The organism is Desulfamplus magnetovallimortis (genome assembly GCF_900170035.1).
Classification (GTDB): domain Bacteria; phylum Desulfobacterota; class Desulfobacteria; order Desulfobacterales; family Desulfobacteraceae; genus Desulfamplus; species Desulfamplus magnetovallimortis.
On the sequence record NZ_LT828556.1, the window covers coordinates 18,256 to 36,110 of the forward strand.

14 protein-coding genes are annotated in these 17,855 nt (G+C 43.0%); 7 read left to right on the forward strand and 7 right to left on the reverse strand.

Going from position 1 to position 17,855, the window contains the following annotated elements; genetic code table 11:
* The first annotated feature begins 126 nt into the window (after positions 1–126).
* Positions 127–954, forward strand: a complete 828-nt coding sequence (locus MTBBW1_RS21590; protein ID WP_080807056.1) for a sulfide/dihydroorotate dehydrogenase-like FAD/NAD-binding protein — start codon at positions 127–129, stop codon at positions 952–954.
* Between the two features lie 48 nt (positions 955–1,002).
* Positions 1,003–2,415, forward strand: a complete 1,413-nt coding sequence (gltA, locus tag MTBBW1_RS21595) for an NADPH-dependent glutamate synthase (protein ID WP_080807057.1) — start codon at positions 1,003–1,005, stop codon at positions 2,413–2,415.
* Positions 2,416–2,830: 415 nt separating this feature from the next.
* Here the strand turns inward: gltA and MTBBW1_RS21605 are convergent, their stop codons facing one another.
* Together MTBBW1_RS21605 and MTBBW1_RS21610 are read right to left on the reverse strand one after the other, a co-directional pair.
* Positions 2,831–3,022, reverse strand: coding sequence for a CooT family nickel-binding protein (locus tag MTBBW1_RS21605; RefSeq protein ID WP_080807290.1), 192 nt, complete (start codon positions 3,020–3,022; stop codon positions 2,831–2,833).
* Positions 3,023–3,094: 72 nt separating this feature from the next.
* Complete coding sequence (locus MTBBW1_RS21610) at positions 3,095–3,532, reverse strand: DUF3842 family protein (protein ID WP_080807061.1); 438 nt, start codon at positions 3,530–3,532, stop codon at positions 3,095–3,097.
* A 146-nt stretch (positions 3,533–3,678) separates the two neighbouring features.
* On the opposite strand from MTBBW1_RS21610, the gene mtgA reads away from it, so the two are divergent.
* The 3 genes from mtgA (at position 3,679) to MTBBW1_RS21625 (ending at position 8,174) form a co-directional block, all read left to right on the forward strand.
* Positions 3,679–4,407: a monofunctional biosynthetic peptidoglycan transglycosylase gene (mtgA, locus tag MTBBW1_RS21615; protein WP_080807063.1), complete on the forward strand. Its 729-nt coding sequence runs from the start codon at positions 3,679–3,681 to the stop codon at positions 4,405–4,407.
* A gap of 279 nt (positions 4,408–4,686) precedes the next feature.
* Positions 4,687–6,060 carry an NAD(P)/FAD-dependent oxidoreductase gene (locus MTBBW1_RS21620; protein ID WP_080807065.1) on the forward strand — a complete coding sequence of 458 codons (1,374 nt, stop codon included), beginning with the start codon at positions 4,687–4,689 and terminating at the stop codon, positions 6,058–6,060.
* A gap of 245 nt (positions 6,061–6,305) precedes the next feature.
* The gene (locus MTBBW1_RS21625) at positions 6,306–8,174 is read left to right on the forward strand and encodes a GNAT family N-acetyltransferase (protein WP_080807067.1); all 1,869 of its coding nucleotides are present in this window, start codon (positions 6,306–6,308) and stop codon (positions 8,172–8,174) included.
* 354 nt (positions 8,175–8,528) lie between these two features.
* Here MTBBW1_RS21625 and MTBBW1_RS21630 read toward each other — a convergent pair whose 3' ends face one another.
* The 5 genes from MTBBW1_RS21630 to MTBBW1_RS21650 all read right to left on the reverse strand — a co-directional run bounded on the left by MTBBW1_RS21630 (position 8,529) and on the right by MTBBW1_RS21650 (position 14,420).
* A complete protein-coding gene (locus tag MTBBW1_RS21630; RefSeq protein WP_080807069.1) occupies positions 8,529–8,831 on the reverse strand; it encodes a helix-turn-helix domain-containing protein in 303 nt (100 codons plus the stop codon).
* Between the two features lie 5 nt (positions 8,832–8,836).
* Positions 8,837–9,187, reverse strand: coding sequence for a type II toxin-antitoxin system RelE/ParE family toxin (locus MTBBW1_RS21635; RefSeq protein ID WP_080807071.1), 351 nt, complete (start codon positions 9,185–9,187; stop codon positions 8,837–8,839).
* A 262-nt stretch (positions 9,188–9,449) separates the two neighbouring features.
* Positions 9,450–11,225 (reverse strand): acetate--CoA ligase, encoded by a 1,776-nt coding sequence (locus MTBBW1_RS21640; RefSeq protein WP_080807073.1) that lies wholly within the window; start codon positions 11,223–11,225, stop codon positions 9,450–9,452.
* Positions 11,226–11,775: 550 nt separating this feature from the next.
* Positions 11,776–13,587 carry an acyl-CoA dehydrogenase gene (locus MTBBW1_RS21645; RefSeq protein ID WP_080807075.1) on the reverse strand — a complete coding sequence of 604 codons (1,812 nt, stop codon included), beginning with the start codon at positions 13,585–13,587 and terminating at the stop codon, positions 11,776–11,778.
* 80 nt (positions 13,588–13,667) lie between these two features.
* On the reverse strand, positions 13,668–14,420 hold the full coding sequence (locus tag MTBBW1_RS21650; protein WP_245809510.1) for a TetR/AcrR family transcriptional regulator: 753 nt from the start codon (positions 14,418–14,420) through the stop codon (positions 13,668–13,670).
* Positions 14,421–14,569: 149 nt separating this feature from the next.
* Here MTBBW1_RS21650 and MTBBW1_RS21655 point away from each other — a divergent pair, with 149 nt between their 5' ends.
* Both MTBBW1_RS21655 and MTBBW1_RS21660 read left to right on the forward strand, forming a co-directional pair.
* On the forward strand, positions 14,570–15,583 hold the full coding sequence (locus MTBBW1_RS21655; protein WP_087881819.1) for a tRNA dihydrouridine synthase: 1,014 nt from the start codon (positions 14,570–14,572) through the stop codon (positions 15,581–15,583).
* Positions 15,584–15,776: 193 nt separating this feature from the next.
* Entirely contained in the window at positions 15,777–17,792 is a 2,016-nt protein-coding gene (locus tag MTBBW1_RS21660) for an oxidoreductase (RefSeq protein ID WP_080807084.1), read from the forward strand.
* Positions 17,793–17,855: the final 63 nt, after the last annotated feature.

The window sequence follows — 17,855 nt, forward strand, 5'->3', positions numbered from 1 at the left end:
TCTTGTGCAACTTAAAAGATTTTGGTACACAGATTGTGAACTTGTGATTTCACAGTTTTTTTTGAATGTCATCGGAATCTTTTTTTAGCGATATTTTGCAGTTCTTTATTATGAGGAGATTTTAAAATGTTTGAAATTGTCAATCGGGAAGAGATGGCCCAGGGAACCATTGTCCTCAATGAGATTGATGCGCCGCGTATTGCCCGAAAGGCAAAGCCTGGTCAGTTTGTGATTCTTCAGGCCAATGAAAAAGGCGAAAGGATTCCCCTGACCATGGCAGATGTTGACCCTGAAAAGGGCACCATCACAATAATATACATGATTGTCGGAAAATCCACCAAGGTTTTTGGCAGTATGCAGGTGGGAGAAAACTATTATGCAGTGATAGGCCCCCTTGGCAAGGCAACCCATATTGAGAAAAGGGGAAAAGTTGTCTGCGTTGGCGGCGGAACAGGTATTGCTGTTCTACATCCCATTACACGGGCACTTAAAGAGGCAGGAAATGAGGTTACAACTATCCTTGGGTCAAGAAATAAGGATCTACTGATTCTTGAGGATAAAATGACCAGTGCCTCCCACCATCTCCATATCTGTACAGATGACGGCTCAAGGGGTCACCACGGTTTTGTAACTGATGTTTTAAAGGATATTCTTGCAAAGGAAAAGATCGATCTTGTTGTTGCCATAGGCCCTGTTCCCATGATGAAGTTTGTCTCCATGATTACAAAAGAGAAAGGGGTTGAAACCCTTGTAAGCCTCAACCCCATAATGGTGGATGGTACAGGCATGTGCGGAGGTTGCAGGGTTTCTGTTGGTGGAACAACAAAATTTGCATGTGTGGATGGCCCGGAGTTTGATGGCCATGCCGTGGACTACGATGAGCTGTCAAAACGACTTACAGCCTATCAGGCAGATGAAAAGATAAGTCTTGAAGAGTGTAAGCAGAATATTTAGTTTCCCAAAAAAACATGCTGTCAGGCATTGTGATATATGGAGGAAGTGATGGTGGAGAAAAAAGCAAAAAAAGAGCAGACCCCGAGGAGCAAAATGCCTGAACAGGCCCCCGAGGTCAGAAATAAAAACTTTCTGGAAGTACCTCTGGGGCTGACTCCGGAGATGGCAATGACCGAGGCGTCACGATGTCTGCAATGCAAAAAGCCAGCATGTGTGGAAGGATGTCCGGTTTCAGTGGATATTCCAGGGTTTATTGCAAGAATTGCCGACGGAGATTTTAACGGTGCTGCTGTAAAATTATGGGAGAGAAATGCCCTTCCTGCTGTATGCGGCCGTGTTTGCCCCCAGGAGATTCAGTGTGAAGGCCTCTGTATTCTTGGTAAAAAAGGGGATTCTGTGGCAATTGGTTATCTTGAACGGTTTGCAGCAGATTTTGCACGGGAAAATGGAACTGCCGAGCTGCCCAAAGTTGCTGAAAAAACAGGTAAAAAGGTTGCAGTCATAGGATCAGGGCCTTCAGGGTTGACCGTTGCAGGAGATTTGATCGTCAAAGGGCATGATGTAACCATTTTTGAAGCATTTCACCAGACAGGGGGGGTTCTTGTCTATGGAATTCCTGAGTTCAGGCTTCCAAAGTCAATTGTTGCCTCTGAAGTTGCAACCCTGGAAAAACTTGGCGTAAATATTGAAACCAACAGTGTTGTGGGAGCCACAGTCACCATTGACGAGCTTTTTGAGGAAGGCTATGATGCGGTCTATGTAGGTGTTGGTGCAGGTCTTCCCCGTTTCATGAATCTTCCTGGAGAAAATTTCATAGGTGTATTTTCAGCAAATGAGTATCTTACCCGCACCAATCTAATGAAGGCGTATCGTTTTCCTGAGTATGATACTCCGGTTGCAAGGGGTAAAAATGTGGTTGTTCTTGGAGCTGGCAATGTTGCAATGGATGCCGCAAGAACTGCCATGCGTCTTGGTGCGGAATCTGTAAAGGTTGTTTACAGGCGGTCAAGGGCTGAGATGCCTGCAAGGGCAGAGGAGCTTCATCATGCAGAGGAAGAGGGAATTGAATTTATTCTTCTCACCAACCCCACACGCTTTTTTGGAGATGAGAACGGCAGACTGACTGGCATGGAGTGCCTGAAGATGGAGCTTGGAGAACCTGATGCTTCAGGAAGAAGGCGCCCTGTTGCAGTGGCTGGCTCTGAATATACAATTGAATGCGATCTTGTTGTTGTCTCTGTGGGAGCACAACCAAACCCACTTTTGACCAATGCAACCCCTGACATTACACTTAACAGATGGGGCAACATTGAAGCAGACCCTGCCACAGGCAAGACAACCAAAAAAGGTGTATGGGCAGGCGGGGACATTGTAACAGGCATGGCAACAGTTATCCTTGCTATGGGTGCAGGAAGGGAAGCTGCTGACTCAATACATGACTATCTTACTTTGGGATGGTAAGAAACAGCCATGGCTTGGGAAGTTTCTTATAACGTACATGGCGGATAGCCGCCACAATCGAAGAGATGAAAGTCGTTTTAAAAACAGCCACTTACTGAGACTTTCATATAAACATACATGGCTGATGACCGCCACAATCGAAGGGATGAAAATCCCAAAACTACGGGGACTTTCATATAAAAAAAGAGAGGTTCATGGTAATTAGTTAAAAGTAAATCATTGCAGTTTCAGAGATGCTGTAATATATATAGAAAAAACTGCGATTTTTTTGAAAGGGAATTAGAGCTGCAAAATTATTTTTTGTAAGACTTGCCGTCTGGCTCTATTCCCTTTCTGCTTTTTTATTTTATGGGTTACTTGTTTTTAGGGCTCTCTTTATTTCAGGGCTTCCTCTTTTTTGAGTACATCCTGTTTTTCAGGACTCCCTGATATAAACTTTATGATCAACAAGTGACAGAGAGTGGATATACCCCCGGATGAACTTCTGATCCCCGAAAATACTTACCAGGCGAATTCCCTCCTCTTCAGGTATGACCTGGTCAACAGCCTCCATTATGAGGCGCTCCTCACTGCTTTCTTCTATAATGTACGCATTTGCTTCACACATTTTTTTCTCCTTGTCTGATGGCCATTTAAAAATTACCATCTGAAAATTCCGGTCACAGGTTTTGGAGTTGTCTCATTTAAATGAAACAAATTCCCTGCCATGCCGTTCAATCAGTTCATCAACAAGCTGGGGAAGCGGGGTTGATGCAAGACCTACAATATCCAGTTTCTCCTGGGTCAGGGGCAGAAGGATTTTACGGGCAGGAGAGAGGGCAATTGCTTCTGCCATCTCCAAAGTCAACTCTCCCATCATGGCATGGGGCATTATAATCCCTATTGTTCCTATTATAAAATCTGCATTCCTCACTGTCTGGACAATGGCATTTATTCCTGAAGCTCCCCTGTTGGCACGGGCCTTCAACATCTGGGCAGTTGCAATGGCATTGGTACCCAGCGCCACTATTTCGACATCTTCCCCAAACCGATCTTTGAGTTTTCTTATAATGGTAGAGCCAATACCGCCACCCTGCCCGTCAATGACGCATATAGTTTTTAATGTATGTGTATTCATAATGGCTCTTCATTAACTGTAAAGGCCTTATATGTCAAGTTTAACATTGCATGTTGTGTTCATTGGGCGTGGATGTTATAGAACCATCATGTAAAATTAATTATGTCCGTAAAGATCTCAATTTTGAGTATATGGTTTGTCAATAAATGAAAAGGTTGTCAGGTTTTAAAACAGCACTAAAGAACATGAGCCGGATTGTCGGGAAAAAGATCCTGAAAATCCTTATTGTTCTTTTTGTTCTTTTTGGCTGTGTAAGCACACTTCAGGTGGTTCTGGTAAGATATATCAATCCTCCTGTTACCTTTCCCATGGTATGGGAGTGGGTGATTAAAAAAAGTACAGGACGACCATATACTCCTTTTATTTATGAGTGGCGTGATTTTGATCAGATATCTTCCCATCTTAAAAAGGCTGTGATGGCAGCGGAAGATCAGCGGTTTCTTTCCCATAACGGATTTGATTTTATTGAGTTAAGGCGTATCTTTGATGAGTTCATTAAAGAGGGGCGTATCCGTGGTGGAAGTACAATTACAATGCAGGCAGCACGATCAATCTATCTGATACCATGCAGAAATATTGTCAGAAAAGCATTTGAAGCGTGGTACACAATATTGATGGAGTTTTTCTGGGATAAAAAAAGAATTTTTGAACTCTATCTTAACTGTGTTGACTGGGGAGATGCAGTTATTGGAGCTGAAGCTGCTTCGCAAAGATACTATGGAGTAAGCTCAGGTAAATTGAACCCTTCTCAGGCTGCAATGATGGCTGGCATATTGCCGGCACCACATCGTTTATCTCCCAAAAAACCTGACAGTTATCTTCTATCACGGCAGAAGCGTATCCTTAAGGATATGAAATTGATGCCGGAATATTAAAATTGTAATAGTGAGATTACAATGGGAAATTAAGAATTGACATTTTACCCAATATTGTGCTTTACGTCAAAAGTTTATAAGCAATCTTATTACTTGAAAAAAATTAGTGCTTTGTCATAGATTAAACGGGCATGATTGATTACGTATCAATCACCCCCAAATATAAAAATGATAGTTATTTTTACGGTAAACAACGGGGAAATTAATTAATAGTTGCCCTTAGATGTAAAGAGCCGACAATGCATTAATAATAGTTTTAAATAACCTGGGAACGAAATTATGGATTATGATGTCATTATTGTAGGCGGAGGGCCGGCAGGGCTTTTTTCTGCATTTCATTTGATGGAGCACGGTGACCTTAAGGTTCTGATGATTGAAAAGGGCAAGGCTCCTCTTGCGAGAAAGTGCCCAAACCACAATCTTCAGAAATGCGTTGGCTGCGAGCCTTGCAATATTCTTTCCGGTATAGGCGGAGCAGGCTTATACTCTGATGGTAAACTCAATTTTATCCCGCGGCTTGGAAAGACCGATCTTACCCAGTTTATGCCCCTCTCATCAGCTCAGGCTCTGATTGATGAAACTGAAGAGATTTTTACCCGTTTCGGCATGGATGGCCCCGTATATCCTACAAATATGGATGAGGCAAAGGAGATCCGCAAGGATGCAAAAAGATTTGGAATTGATCTGCTTCTGATAAAACAGAAACACCTTGGCAGCGATAATCTGCCCGGATACATTGCCGGCATGGCAGACTATATAAAGTCAAAGGGTATGACCATACAAACATCTGAAGAGGTGATTGATATCATTGCCGAAAAGGGTAGGGTAAAGGGAGTTGTTACAAATAAAGGGTCGTACTTTGCTCCCAATGTAATTCTTGCTCCCGGCAGGATAGGAGCAAACTGGGTGGGGGCACTTGCCCAGAGGCATGGCATTCCTGTTTCCCAGCGCGGTATAGAGGTCGGAGTGAGGGTAGAAGTGCATAATGATATCATGGATGATCTATGCAATGTGATATATGATCCCACATTTTTTATACGTACCACAACATACGACGATATTACCCGTACCTTCTGTACAAATCAGGGTGGCTTCATCTCCCTGGAAAACTACAAGGATTTTGTCTGTGTAAATGGTCATGCCTATGCGGGGCGTAAATCTTCTAATACCAATTTTGCCTTTCTCTCCAAGGTTGTGCTCACTGAACCTGTTACAGACAATCAGGCTTATGGGGAGTCCATAGGAAGGCTTGCCACCATTATAGGAGGCGGAAAGCCTATTTTACAAAGATTCGGGGATTTGAAACGGGGAAGGCGCTCCACCTGGAACAGAGTGCAGAAAAGCTACATAGAACCTACAATGACAAATGTTGTTTGCGGTGACATTGCAATGGCACTGCCAGAGAGGATTTTGTCCAATCTTATTGAGGGGCTTGAAACCCTCAACCTTGTTGTGCCGGGTGTTGCCAATGATGAAACCCTTCTTTATGCTCCTGAAATCAAGTTTTTCGCAACCCAGATAGAGACGGACAATGATCTGGAAACATCAATTAAAGGGATGTTTGTTGCAGGTGATGGCCCCGGGGTTGCCGGAAATATTGTCTCTGCCGCTGCAACCGGTCTTATTCCTGCTAAAAAAATTTTGAAAGTCTGACGTAAATGGTGGATGTCAGCCACAACGAACATTGAAATGTAGGGACGGATTCCATATCCGCCCCAAATGGGGCAGAAAATTGATTTTGCCCATACAGTTTCAGATAGTAATTGGGTTTAATTAACTTACCCAAGCTCCCCATCGTAAGCCTGTAAGAGGTGGCTGGAGGTGAGATGAATGGGCAAGTTATTAAAAATCAATTCCATAAAAGCTTATAACAACTCACTCGTTAGAGGGAATTAATAATGGATCTTCATACATATTGTCCTGAAAAACTGTTGACACCGGAAAAAGGGGTGAAGAAAATATCCAATGGCAGCCGTGTTTTTATCGGTACAGGGTGCGGTGAACCACAGCGCCTTATTGAGGCAATGGTGGCAGACCAGACCATTCAGGATATTGTTGTCTATCAGATGCTCTCTTCAACCTTGTCAAAATATGTTAATCAAAGGGATTTTCTGAACCGATTTACACTGAAGCTCTTTTTTATAAGTGTTGCCATGCGTCAGGCTGCATTTGAAGGAAAGATTGATTACATTCCTGTCTATCTCTCCCAGATTCCTGAGCTTTTTAAAAGCCATGAAATAGGTCTTGATGTTGCTCTGATACAGGTAAGCCCTCCTGATCGGTTTGGTTTTTGCAGCCTTGGTATTTCAGTTGATATAACTCAGTCCGGTATGCAGGCCGCAGATATAGTCATAGCACAGGTTAATCCCCAGATGCCAAGGACATCAGGAGATTCCCTTGTTCATGTGGACGAGATAGACTATCTTGTAATGCATGATGAACCCCTTGTTGAAGCTATACCTGATATCAAAAATCAGCAGATCGTGGAGAGAATAGGCCACTATATAAACCAGCTTGTGGATGATGGATGCACAATTCAGGTGGGTTTTGGCCATCTTCCTGATTCTGTTGTTCCATATCTTTCCGGCAAAAAGGATCTTGGCATACATACGCAGGTGATAACAGACGGTCTTCTGCCCCTTTTTGAGAAAAAAGTTGTCACCAACCGTAATAAGTCATATCTGCCTGGCCGGGTTGTGGCATCCCTCTGCATGGGTTCAAAGAAGCTTTATGATTATGTTGACAATAACCCTATGTTCTATTTCAGATCCTCTGAATTTGTAAATGATCCAAATGTTATTGCTAAAAATGACCATTTTATTTCCATAAGCTCCGCACTTGAGGTGGATTTGACAGGGCAGATCTGTACTGATTCACAGGGCTATCTTTTTTACAGCGGCATAGGCGATCAGGTTGACTTCATCAGGGGAAGCAGCATGTCAAAGGGTGGCTTTTCCATTATTGTCATTCCTTCCACAGCAGAGGATGGCAGTGTCTCCCGTATTGTTCCCCATTTAAGTGAAGGCGCAGGTGTTGCAACTACCCGCGGTGATATTGATATTGTGGTAACCGAGTACGGAATTGCAGAGCTTCGGAGAAAAAGCATATATCAACGGGTAATTGAGCTTGCACAGATTGCACATCCAAAATTTCGCCAGCAGTTGATTGATGAGGCTAAAAAACGGCGATATATTTTCCCTGACCAGATGACTCCATCAAGCCAGGATCTTATTTTTCTGGATGACTATCAATATACAATTGCTCTGCCCATGGGCAAGCATATTGATTTCAGGCCGCTTCTGCCCTCTGACGAGTTTGAATCCAGAAATTTTTTCTACTCCCTTCAAGATGATACCATTTATTACAGATTTTTCAACAAGCGCAAGGTGTTTTCGCGGGAGATGCTACAGCGACAGTGGGCAAGTGTTGATTACCGCAGGAATATGAGCATCATAGGATGGCGCCAGATCGGCAGAAGAAAACAGATTATTGCCATTGGTTCATATGCCGAAGCAGATGACAATTCTGCTGAAGTTGCATTTCTGGTAAGGGAGGATATGCACGGACTGGGAATTGGCTCTTATCTGCTTGAGATTCTGGAAGGCATTGCCCGAAAAAATGGTTATATCCGATTTGTTGCCACAGTCCTTGCTGAGAACAGGAAGATGATAAGGGTCTTTCAGAAGCGTTATCCCCATGCAAAGCTTATCCGTGCAGGTGGCGGTGAGGTTGAGGTTGAGATGGATTTTGAACCGTCTGAATCCTGAATCCGGGGCAATGCTTTTGACTTAAGCTTTTGCGCATCAGCATTCCTTTTTTTCTTTGTGAGTTGTCTGAATCAGGATAGTGAATCGTCAAAGCTAAAAATCAAGGTTCGTTTAATTGTAGAGACAAGGCATGCCTTGTCTCTACGTTGCAGATAACCCTAAAATTAAGTCTTGACAGTGCAATAGACAAGATTAACAGGATATGCTTTGTTTTTCAAAAACGTGACTATCATGGGTATCTTTTTTATCCTGGCTATCCTGATTCAGACAATTGCCGAAGGGTCATATCATGGCCGGAAAATTTTTAAGGCAACAGCATTATGCAGGCCTGACACAACTAAAATTGGGTCGTCATTAAACTGAAAATCCGTAATAGGTGCCATCGGAAAACTCTACATCAATACGCAGCTTACCGCCGGTCGCCTCGACATAGCGTTTAAGGGAGGAGAGCTTGAGATCACGACCAAACTTTTCCATGCCCGCAACCGTCGGTTGTTTCACACCAAGAGCCAGGGCGATCTCACCCTGGGTTTTGTTTGCATGTTCCCGCAGATCAGCCAAATGTATGCCCAACAGTATCTTTGCCGCTTTTTCTCGAGCATCGGCAACAACCTCAGGTTTTTCTGCCGCCAGCATTTGATCAAGAGTTTTTGCCATAATCGTCACTCCTTTTTCAATTTTTCAAGGTGCGCTGTGAACTCACGATCAGCAATCGGGATCATTACCATGTAAAATCGTTTTTCGTTTCCGGTCTTATTGCTGGCGCAAAGCAGAACGCCTCTTCGTTCAGGGTCAAACGCATAGAAGACTCTGATTGGCTCGCCCCTGCTCTGGATCCGCAGCTCTTTCATGTTGCTGTGACATGATTTTTTCACAGTGTCAGCGTAAGGTCTGGACAACATGGGACCTCTTTCTCGAAGCACTAAAAGCGATGCCAGCACATTTGCTCTATCAGTGTCACCCAAGGTATCGTACCACTCATCAAAAGTATCTGTCGTTTCGATTACCCACATCACGAACCCACGCCTTATATTTTTTATCTGCACTATAGCTTAAATACTATATAGGCTTTAATCTATACAGTCAAGTAGCTATTTATGACTGGGCCTTCATTGGACAAGTTATTGAAAGTTATTGAAAATCTATTCCTTAAGGAGTGAGCACATAATAATTATCTCTTTTAAAGAACGGGGACAGATTTGACATCTGTCCCCGCTGTTTTTCAGGCCATAAAATCCCTTAACTCAACAGTATGATGTAAGGGACTGCTTGATGTTACTCTTTGGATTTTGAACTGAGTTCTGGAAAATCCCAGTAGAAGAATTCATTATCCTTGGCTCCTCCCCCTTTATCCTGGCGAGCCACTTCATTCTCCCTCAATTCAATTCTGCGTATTTTGCCACTTATGGTCTTAGGTACTTCTGTGACAAATTCAATGATCCTTGGAATCTTGAATTTTGCAAGTATGCTTATGGAGTGCTGGAAAAGCTCAAGTGCAAGCTCTTTTGAAGGGGTGTATCCCTTATTAAGGATAACATATGCCTTGACAAGCTGATGGCGTTTTGGGTCAGGTGTTCCAATTACAGCAGCCTCATTTACAGATGCATGTTCCACAAGAGCACTTTCAACCTCAAAGGGCCCAACCCTGTAATCAGAGGATTTAATAACGTCATCTGCTCTTCCCACAAACCACCAGTATCCGTTTGCGTCCATGGATGCTCTATCACCTGTGTAATAGTAGTTACCCACAAAGACACTTGCCATTTTTTCAGGATTGCCAATGTACTCGGTAAAAAGTCCGATTGGTCTCCATTTATCAAGTTTTACAACAATGTGGCCTGGCTCGTCAGGAACAGTTATCTCGTTACCTTCATCGTCAACAAGAGCCACATCATACATAAATGATGGATAGCCAAAGGAGCCGCTTCGCATTTTACCGGCCATCCAGGGTGGGTTGCCTATCATTGCAGTGGATTCTGTCTGGCCATAAAAATCCCTGATCTCTGTACCGGTAAGTTTTTTCCACTGGCTTATTACTTCAGGGTTGAGAGGTTCTCCGGCCCCTATTGACTGGCGAAGGGCTGAAAGGTCAAGTACTGACATATCCTGGTTGATGAACATTCTCCATGCGGTTGGAGGAGCGCAGAATACACTTACCTTGTGGGTTGCCACAGCTTCCAAGTATAGTGCGCCGTCAAGTACTGTAAAGTTAAAGCCTGTAGCTGTTGCTCCTACATTAAGGGGAGCAAAAAAGCTGCTCCATGCCCACTTTGCCCATCCAGGTGCGCTCAGGTTGTGATGAACATCATCTGGCCGTATGCCGGTCATGACAGATGTTGAAAGATGTCCTATGGGGTATGAGGCTGCTGTGTGTCCAACTTTTTTGGGAAGCCCTGTTGTTCCTGATGTAAAGAAGCAGAAAAGAAGGTCATCTGACTTTGTCTTTGCAGCATCTGCCTCTTTGGCTTCTTTTTCAAGTGCGCTATAGTTTGTCCACCCTTCTGCTGTTTTATCACCAAGGAGAATCTTGATTTTTGGTTTTACTCCTGTGGCGTTTATTGCTTCATCCATAAGGTCTGTGTAGATATCTGCACATATGATTGAATCAGGAGCATATGACTCAAAACGGAACTGAAGCTCCCGCATGGTCATTGTTGTTGCTGTGGGTACGGTGACAAGTCCCCCTTTTACACCAGCATAGCTTGCAAACCATGTTTCAGGAACAATGGGAACCATCATGTAAAGGTTGTCACCTTTAGCAACTCCAGCGTTTCTGAGGGCATTGAGGCATTGGTTTCCATTGGCCGCAAATTCGCTGTATGTAAATTTTCTTACATCCTTGGTGGCAATGTCAGTCCATATCAGTGCGGTGTTATCCCCCCGCTCCTTGACGTGCAACTCCTCGAAAACTTCTTCAGCCCAGTTAAAGTACTCCGGCAGTTCCATGAAGTTCAGTGTCTCAAAGAATGCTTTGGCAGCAGCTTCCTTTTTCTCATTGTCCTCCATCATGTTAAGTTCCATTACGTCGCGGTATAACTTTTTCATGGTCATTGCTCCTGTTAAAAGTGGAAATTTAGTTAGATATGTTTTTTGGGTAATCCATTTTCACGGTAAACAGGCATGATTGATTACGTATCAATCATCCCCAAATATAAAAATGATAGTCATTTTCACGGTAAAGAAAATGGTTTAGATGTACACAGGCGATTCGGGAATACTAATTGATGCAGTTTTACATTATACTTTGCATGCAGTGATCTTGCCTAACGAGCGCTCAGTCTAAACTTTCTGCAATGGATATAGATTAATCATGTTCTTTTTGTCAAAGACTTTTTTTGTAAATTTCTTTTTTTTCATGAAAAAGATACGGTGATTTGAAAATAAGCCGGCCGCGCTATGATTTTTGGGTCTGATAATATGTGACACGCAAAACAAAAACCCCCTTTGTCTATCCATATCTGATAAACAAAGGGGGTTTTAAAAAAGAAGGAATTGATTTTACATCTGCCTTTTTATCAGCGTCAAGCTGAAGGTAATCGAGCATTATTGTATATCAATTATCCCCAAATATAAAAATGATATTTGTTTTCACGGTAAAAAGTTACATTGCAAAGGCATCTTCTGGAAATTCCATGATTGCTGTGATATTTGACTGTATGGCATCCATTTTGCCAAGGGTTGAAGGCAGCACATATGTGATGAAGTACTGGGCAGTTTTAACCTGACCCTGGTAGAAGGCAAGATCCTTTTTCTTTGCTTTTTCGATTTTGGGGGCAGCAACCACAGCTCTCCAAAGCTCAAACCATGCCATGCAGACATCGCCGCAGATATCAAGGAACGGGTGTGCAGTTGCAAAGGCATCCAGAACCTTTTCAGACATTGCATTCATGCCCATGTGCATTGCAACTTCACCAAGACGGTTGACAGCCTTTTCAACTTTTGCTGCCATATCTGCAAGTATTTCGATCTCTTTTGCAGCAGCAATTGTGCGGTTCATCTCACCAAGCAGATCCATGAAATGTTTGCCTTTGTTCATTCCAAGTTTTCTTCCCAGAAGATCCATTGCCTGAATACCGTTGGTTCCTTCATAGATGCTTGTGATCTTGCAGTCACGCAGAAGTCTTTCCTGTGGATACTCCTGTATATATCCATATCCGCCATATACCTGAATACCCTGTGTGCAGACATCAAAGGATCTGTCTGTGCAGTATGCTTTCAGGATTGGTGTCATAAGTTCAATAAGACCTTGGTATTTTGCCTTTTTCTTCTCATCCTCTGTGACCTTTGCCTTATCAAAAAGGTATCCCACATAGTAGATAAGTGTTCTCATGCCATCAACATATGCCTTCATGGAGATGAGCTGGCGCTTTACATCAGGGTGTTTGATAATGGTAACAGATTCAGGATTCTTGTCAAACATCTTCATGAGATCAGTACCCTGTACCCTTTGCCTTGCGTAGTTTACGGCATTGATATAGGAAGCTGTGGCAAATCCAAATCCCTGAAGTCCTGTGCCAAGGCGGGCTTCATTCATCATTACAAACATGGCTTTCATGCCTTTGTTCTCTTCTCCAAGAAGCTCTCCTATGCAGTTTCCTTTAGAGCCAAAGGACAAAGATGCCGTGCTGTTTCCGTGAAGTCCCATTTTCTCTTCAATACCTGTACACTCAACATCGTTTCTCTCTCCAGGACTTCCATCTTCATTTATTCTATATTTGGGAACCAGGAAAAGAGATATTCCTTTTGTTCCGGCAGGAGCGCCTTCAATTCTGGCAAGTACAGGGTGAATTATATTTTCGGTCAGGTCGTGATCACCGCCGGAGATGAATATCTTGTTGCCGGTGATTGAGTATGTGCCGTCTTCGTTTTTCTTTGCAGATGTGGTAAGTGCTCCTACATCAGAGCCAGCTTCAGGCTCTGTGAGACACATGGTTCCTGCCCATTTGCCGGTGTAGAGGTTTTTAAGATATTTTTTCTTCTGCTCTTCGGTTCCAAACTCTTCAACAAGTTTGCCGGCACCATGTGTAAGACCAGGATACATCAGAAATGAGCAGTTTGCTCCGGTGAACATCTCTGCTGCTGCCATGGAGAGAACCTTGGGCATTCCCTGTCCGCCATATTCAGGATCATCACACACAGCCACCCACTCACCTTCACAGAAAAGCTTGTATGCACGACGATATGTTTCAGGAGGAGAGACCTGGCCGTTTTCCAGAACGCATCCATTATGGTCACCATCTTCCTGGGTAGGAAGTATCTCCTTGATTGCAAGGTTCCTTGCTTCTGTTACCACCATATCAATGGTTTTTTTATTGAAATCCTCAAAAGCTTCATGTTTTGAAAGCTCTGCCACATTAAGAACTTCGTGAAGCAAAAAATCCTGATCCCGTCTGTCTGCGATTGATTGAGCCATTTTTCATTCTCCTGTGATTTTATTAGTTATATTAATCAAAAATACCTGAATAAAAAGTACTATTTAAGATGTGCGGGAGTCTATCTTGTTGCAATACCGCTCATCAACATTTCAAAAATCATATCAAGCCTGTTTTTCAGGGCATCTTCGTGACTGCCTGCTTTATCAATATCGTCTTTGTTTGTGCCGTGGTCTCTGGTTGTATTGTTTGTTATATTATTGATGTCTCTGATGTCGCTATTTGCTATGTGATTATCGTCTCTGCTTTCAATGTTTTCCCCTGACTCCTTGTCATTTCCAAATATTGCAGCCCATGCAACAGCATGTGTCATTTCTGAAAAAAGCATGGCCATCTCCCTTGCAGGATATGGTTTGAATTCACTCTCTCCGCCCTGCTCAAATATTTTTTGAAACAAGGCGATCTCTTTTTCGTGCATACGGTTGACCTTCTCGTTTAACTTCGGAACAACCACAGCATCAATGGTGCTTCTTTCTGAGATATATATACGAATGAAATCACTGTTTAGTCTGTAAAAAGATGCCTTTGCAAAAAAACACTCCCTTAGCTTTTCTCTTGCTGACAGCTCTTTTCGGGTGCTTATTTCAAAAAAAATCTGTCCCAGCCTGTGAACCCTCTCCATTACAAGATCATGGTAAATCTGCTTTTTGCTGGAGAAATACTTGTATATTGTTCCAAGGGGATACTGGGACTCCTGACTTATCTGTGCCATGGTGGTACCATGGAATCCCTGGGTGGCAAATATGGATAGAGCTGACTTAAGTATCTCTTCGCGTCTTCTCTGGTCATCCCTTTCCTTGCGTGATATGGTCATTATAAAGTCTCCATGATAATTTCAATTTTAGAATTGACATTCTAATGAAATGGGGTAAGATGTCAAGTAATTTTTTAGAACCTCAAAAAAAAGAGTGACATGACAGTCAATCGACAACAGAATACAAAGCGGTTTTGAAGGAGGGGAGAGTGACCCATGAGATCATACTGGCACCATTGCAGGGATATACTGATGCGGTTTTCAGGGATATCTATTTTCGCCATTTTGATGGTATAGAGAGTGCGATGGCTCCTTTTATATCAACAATGGGAGAGCATCGTCTCAATTTATCCCGTTTAAAGGATATTTTGCCGGAAAACAATTCTCACGCCAGGGAGCTTATACCCCAGATACTTGGCAATGTTGCAGGGGACTTTCTTTTTCTTGCAAAGGAGATTGAAGCCCTTGGATATGATATTGTCAACTGGAACATGGGATGTCCCCACTCCAAGGTGGCAAAAAAAAAGCGGGGTTCCGGAATGCTGCCATGGCCGGGCATGGTGGACGAGCTTCTGGCTTCTGTTTTTGAAGAGCTTCCATGCAGATTATCCATAAAACTTCGCCTTGGGCGTCATGACAGGGAAGAAATTCTGCGTCTTCTGCCTGTTTTTGAAAAATATCCCATTGAAGAGCTGATTGTTCATCCCAGAACAGGAGTTCAGATGTACACAGGAAAAGCTGATCTTGATTATTTCAGGGTAGTTTCAGACAACACTTCTCATAATCTTGTCTATAACGGAGATATTGTCTCCTTGAGATTTTTTGAGGATGTTGCATGTCGTTTTTCCTCAATAAAAAGATTCATGATTGGCAGAGGAGTTCTTGCAAATCCCTTTCTCCCTTCAGAGATAAAAGGCAATGTCCGCAAAAAGGAAGATGATCTTGATAAAATAAAAATGTTTCATGATGAGCTTTTTGATGCTTATTCACAAAAATTTTATGGTCCGGTGCATGTTACCGGACGAATGAAGGGATTTTGGGGATATATGGGACCATCTTTTCCGGAGAGCCGCAAGTTCATAAAGAGGATGCTCAAGGCAAAGGGCAGGGAAGATTATCGTTCGGCAGCAGAGCTTTTTTTTCAACAAAGCCTGTTTTTCTGCCGCCTGAATAGTGTTCTTTCAAGGTTTGATTGTCGGGTAGAAAATGTCTTGAACCTTTGAAAAGCCTTAAAAGTCACCCGACAGTTTAAACTTGAAGAAGCAATAGCTTTTTTTCAAACCTGAAATCTCAAAGTTGACATTTTGTCTATCCTTCTGTTTCAGACACTGTTGACAAGGCTTACAAGATCATAGGTGTCGATTTTGAAAATAAACATTATCAGTAAATAATAAACATTAAAGGAGATTAATACAGATGGAACCTCTGTTTCAGCCAATTCATATCAACAAACTTGTTGTCAAAAACCGTATTTTCATGCCTGCCATGCATCTTGGAATGGCGGAAAATTTTAATGTCACAGACCAGATAATTGATTTTTATGCTGAAAGAGCCAAAGGAGGGGCCGGCATGATATCTGTGGGATATGCCACAGTTGATGAACTTTCCGGCAACACCCTAAATATTGGTGCTCACATTGATGATCACATTCCTGGATTAAGTCGTCTTGCATCTGCCATAAAGGAAAACGGAGCTGCTTCGTGTGTGCAGATCAACCATGCGGGGCGTTATAACATGTCCTTTTTCCTCAATGGCGAAAAACCGGTTGCTCCCTCTCCCATTGCATCAAACCTTACCCGCGAAGTTCCAAGGGAGCTTGATATTGATGGAATAAAAAACATTATCCAGCGGTTTGCAGATGCTGCCGTAAGGGTAAAAAAAGCTGGCTTTGACGCTGTTGAGATCCTTAGTGGAACAGGTTATCTCATAAGCGAATTTCTCTCTCCTCTTACCAATAAAAGAGAAGATGAGTATGGTGGAACCTTTGAAAACCGCATAAGGTTTGGCATTGAGGTTATGCAGGCAATAAGGGCTGCTGTCGGTTATGACTACCCTGTAATTGTAAGGATGAATGGAAATGATTTCATGCCAGATGGTCAGGGGAGAAAGGAGCTTAAAGGTTACGCAAAAGCCCTTGTTGAACAGGCAGGGGTGGATGCCTTATGCATCAATGTAGGGTGGCATGAAGCAAGGATTCCCCAGATAACATCCTCTGTGCCAAGGGGAGCATTTGCATATCTTTCCAGGGGAATCAGGGAGGTTGTTGATGTTCCTGTTATTGCAAGTCACAGAATAAATGATCCTGAAGTTGCAAGGCAGCTTATAGGAGATAGTATGTGCGATATGGTTGCAATGGGCAGAAGTCTTATTGCAGATCCTTTTTTGCCTGTAAAGGCAAAGGAGGGACGGGAGAAGGAAATCATCCACTGCATTGCCTGTGCCCAGGGCTGCTTTGATAATCTCTTCAAGCTCAAACATGTTGAGTGCCTCTGCAATCCAAGGGCAGGCCATGAAAATAGTCGCAAAATTGTTGAAATATCTGATGACAATGCATCTAAAAAAGTTATGGTCATAGGTGGTGGAGCAGGTGGTATGAGTGCTGCAACAGCAGTTGCAGACAGGGGATATAACGTCTCACTATATGAAAAAGGCAACTGCCTTGGTGGCCAGCTTTTTCTTGCAGCAGCTCCTCCCGGAAGAGGGGAGTTTGCTGAATTTGCAAGAAATCTTGCAACACAGACAGAGATCAGAAATGACAGAATTAAAATCCATCTGAACAGCAATGTGGATAGAGCTTTGATTGAGCGGGAAAATCCTGATCATATTATTCTTGCAACCGGAGCATCACCCATGACACCTCCCATACCAGGAATTGAGATGAGCCATGTTGTTCAAGCGTGGGATGTGCTTATGAACAGGGTTTATACAGGAGACAGGGTGGTTGTTGTTGGCGGTGGTGCAGTGGGGGTTGAGACAGCTCTTTTTCTTGCAGAAAAAGGAACCCTTTCTGGTGAAGCCCTTAAATTTTTGCTGGTAAACAGGGCAGAGGATAAACATCTTTTGTATGAGATGGCCACAAAAGGGACAAAGAAGATCACCATTGTGGAGATGCTTGACAAGGTTGGAAAAGAGTTTGGCAAGAGCACAAGATGGGGTATGCTTCAGGATCTTGGACGTTTTGGCATTGAATCAAGGGTTGGAAGCCGAGCCCTTGAGATCAACAGCGAAGGTATCCGCATACAATCTGAAAACGGCGTTGAGACAATTCTTGCCGATACTGTTGTTATTGCCACAGGTTCAAAATCTGAAAACAATCTTGTAGATGATATCAAGGATTTGAACATTCCCTTTGATGTTATAGGGGATGCCAAAAACATTGGTATGGCCTTTGATGCTGTTCATCAGGGCTATCTTGCTGCAATGGCGTTGTGATAATCCAGCATTTTCATTTGTCGGTTTACACTTTTTTTGAACCATGATTTTCATGATTAAGGG

Excerpts from the sequence above, each read along its gene's own strand:
- MTBBW1_RS21605 (WP_080807290.1), bottom strand. The coding sequence starts at position 3,022 with ATGTGTGAAGCAAATGCGTACATTATAGAAGAAAGCAGTGAGGAGCGC.
- MTBBW1_RS21660 (WP_080807084.1), top strand. The coding sequence starts at position 15,777 with ATGGAACCTCTGTTTCAGCCAATTCATATCAACAAACTTGTTGTCAAA.
- MTBBW1_RS21625 (WP_080807067.1), top strand. The coding sequence starts at position 6,306 with ATGGATCTTCATACATATTGTCCTGAAAAACTGTTGACACCGGAAAAA.
- MTBBW1_RS21590 (WP_080807056.1), top strand. The coding sequence starts at position 127 with ATGTTTGAAATTGTCAATCGGGAAGAGATGGCCCAGGGAACCATTGTC.
- MTBBW1_RS21635 (WP_080807071.1), bottom strand. The coding sequence starts at position 9,187 with ATGTGGGTAATCGAAACGACAGATACTTTTGATGAGTGGTACGATACC.
- MTBBW1_RS21645 (WP_080807075.1), bottom strand. The coding sequence starts at position 13,587 with ATGGCTCAATCAATCGCAGACAGACGGGATCAGGATTTTTTGCTTCAC.
- MTBBW1_RS21620 (WP_080807065.1), top strand. The coding sequence starts at position 4,687 with ATGGATTATGATGTCATTATTGTAGGCGGAGGGCCGGCAGGGCTTTTT.
- MTBBW1_RS21640 (WP_080807073.1), bottom strand. The coding sequence starts at position 11,225 with ATGACCATGAAAAAGTTATACCGCGACGTAATGGAACTTAACATGATG.
- MTBBW1_RS21610 (WP_080807061.1), bottom strand. The coding sequence starts at position 3,532 with ATGAATACACATACATTAAAAACTATATGCGTCATTGACGGGCAGGGT.
- mtgA (WP_080807063.1), top strand. The coding sequence starts at position 3,679 with ATGAAAAGGTTGTCAGGTTTTAAAACAGCACTAAAGAACATGAGCCGG.
- MTBBW1_RS21630 (WP_080807069.1), bottom strand. The coding sequence starts at position 8,831 with ATGGCAAAAACTCTTGATCAAATGCTGGCGGCAGAAAAACCTGAGGTT.
- MTBBW1_RS21650 (WP_245809510.1), bottom strand. The coding sequence starts at position 14,420 with ATGACCATATCACGCAAGGAAAGGGATGACCAGAGAAGACGCGAAGAG.
- gltA (WP_080807057.1), top strand. The coding sequence starts at position 1,003 with ATGGTGGAGAAAAAAGCAAAAAAAGAGCAGACCCCGAGGAGCAAAATG.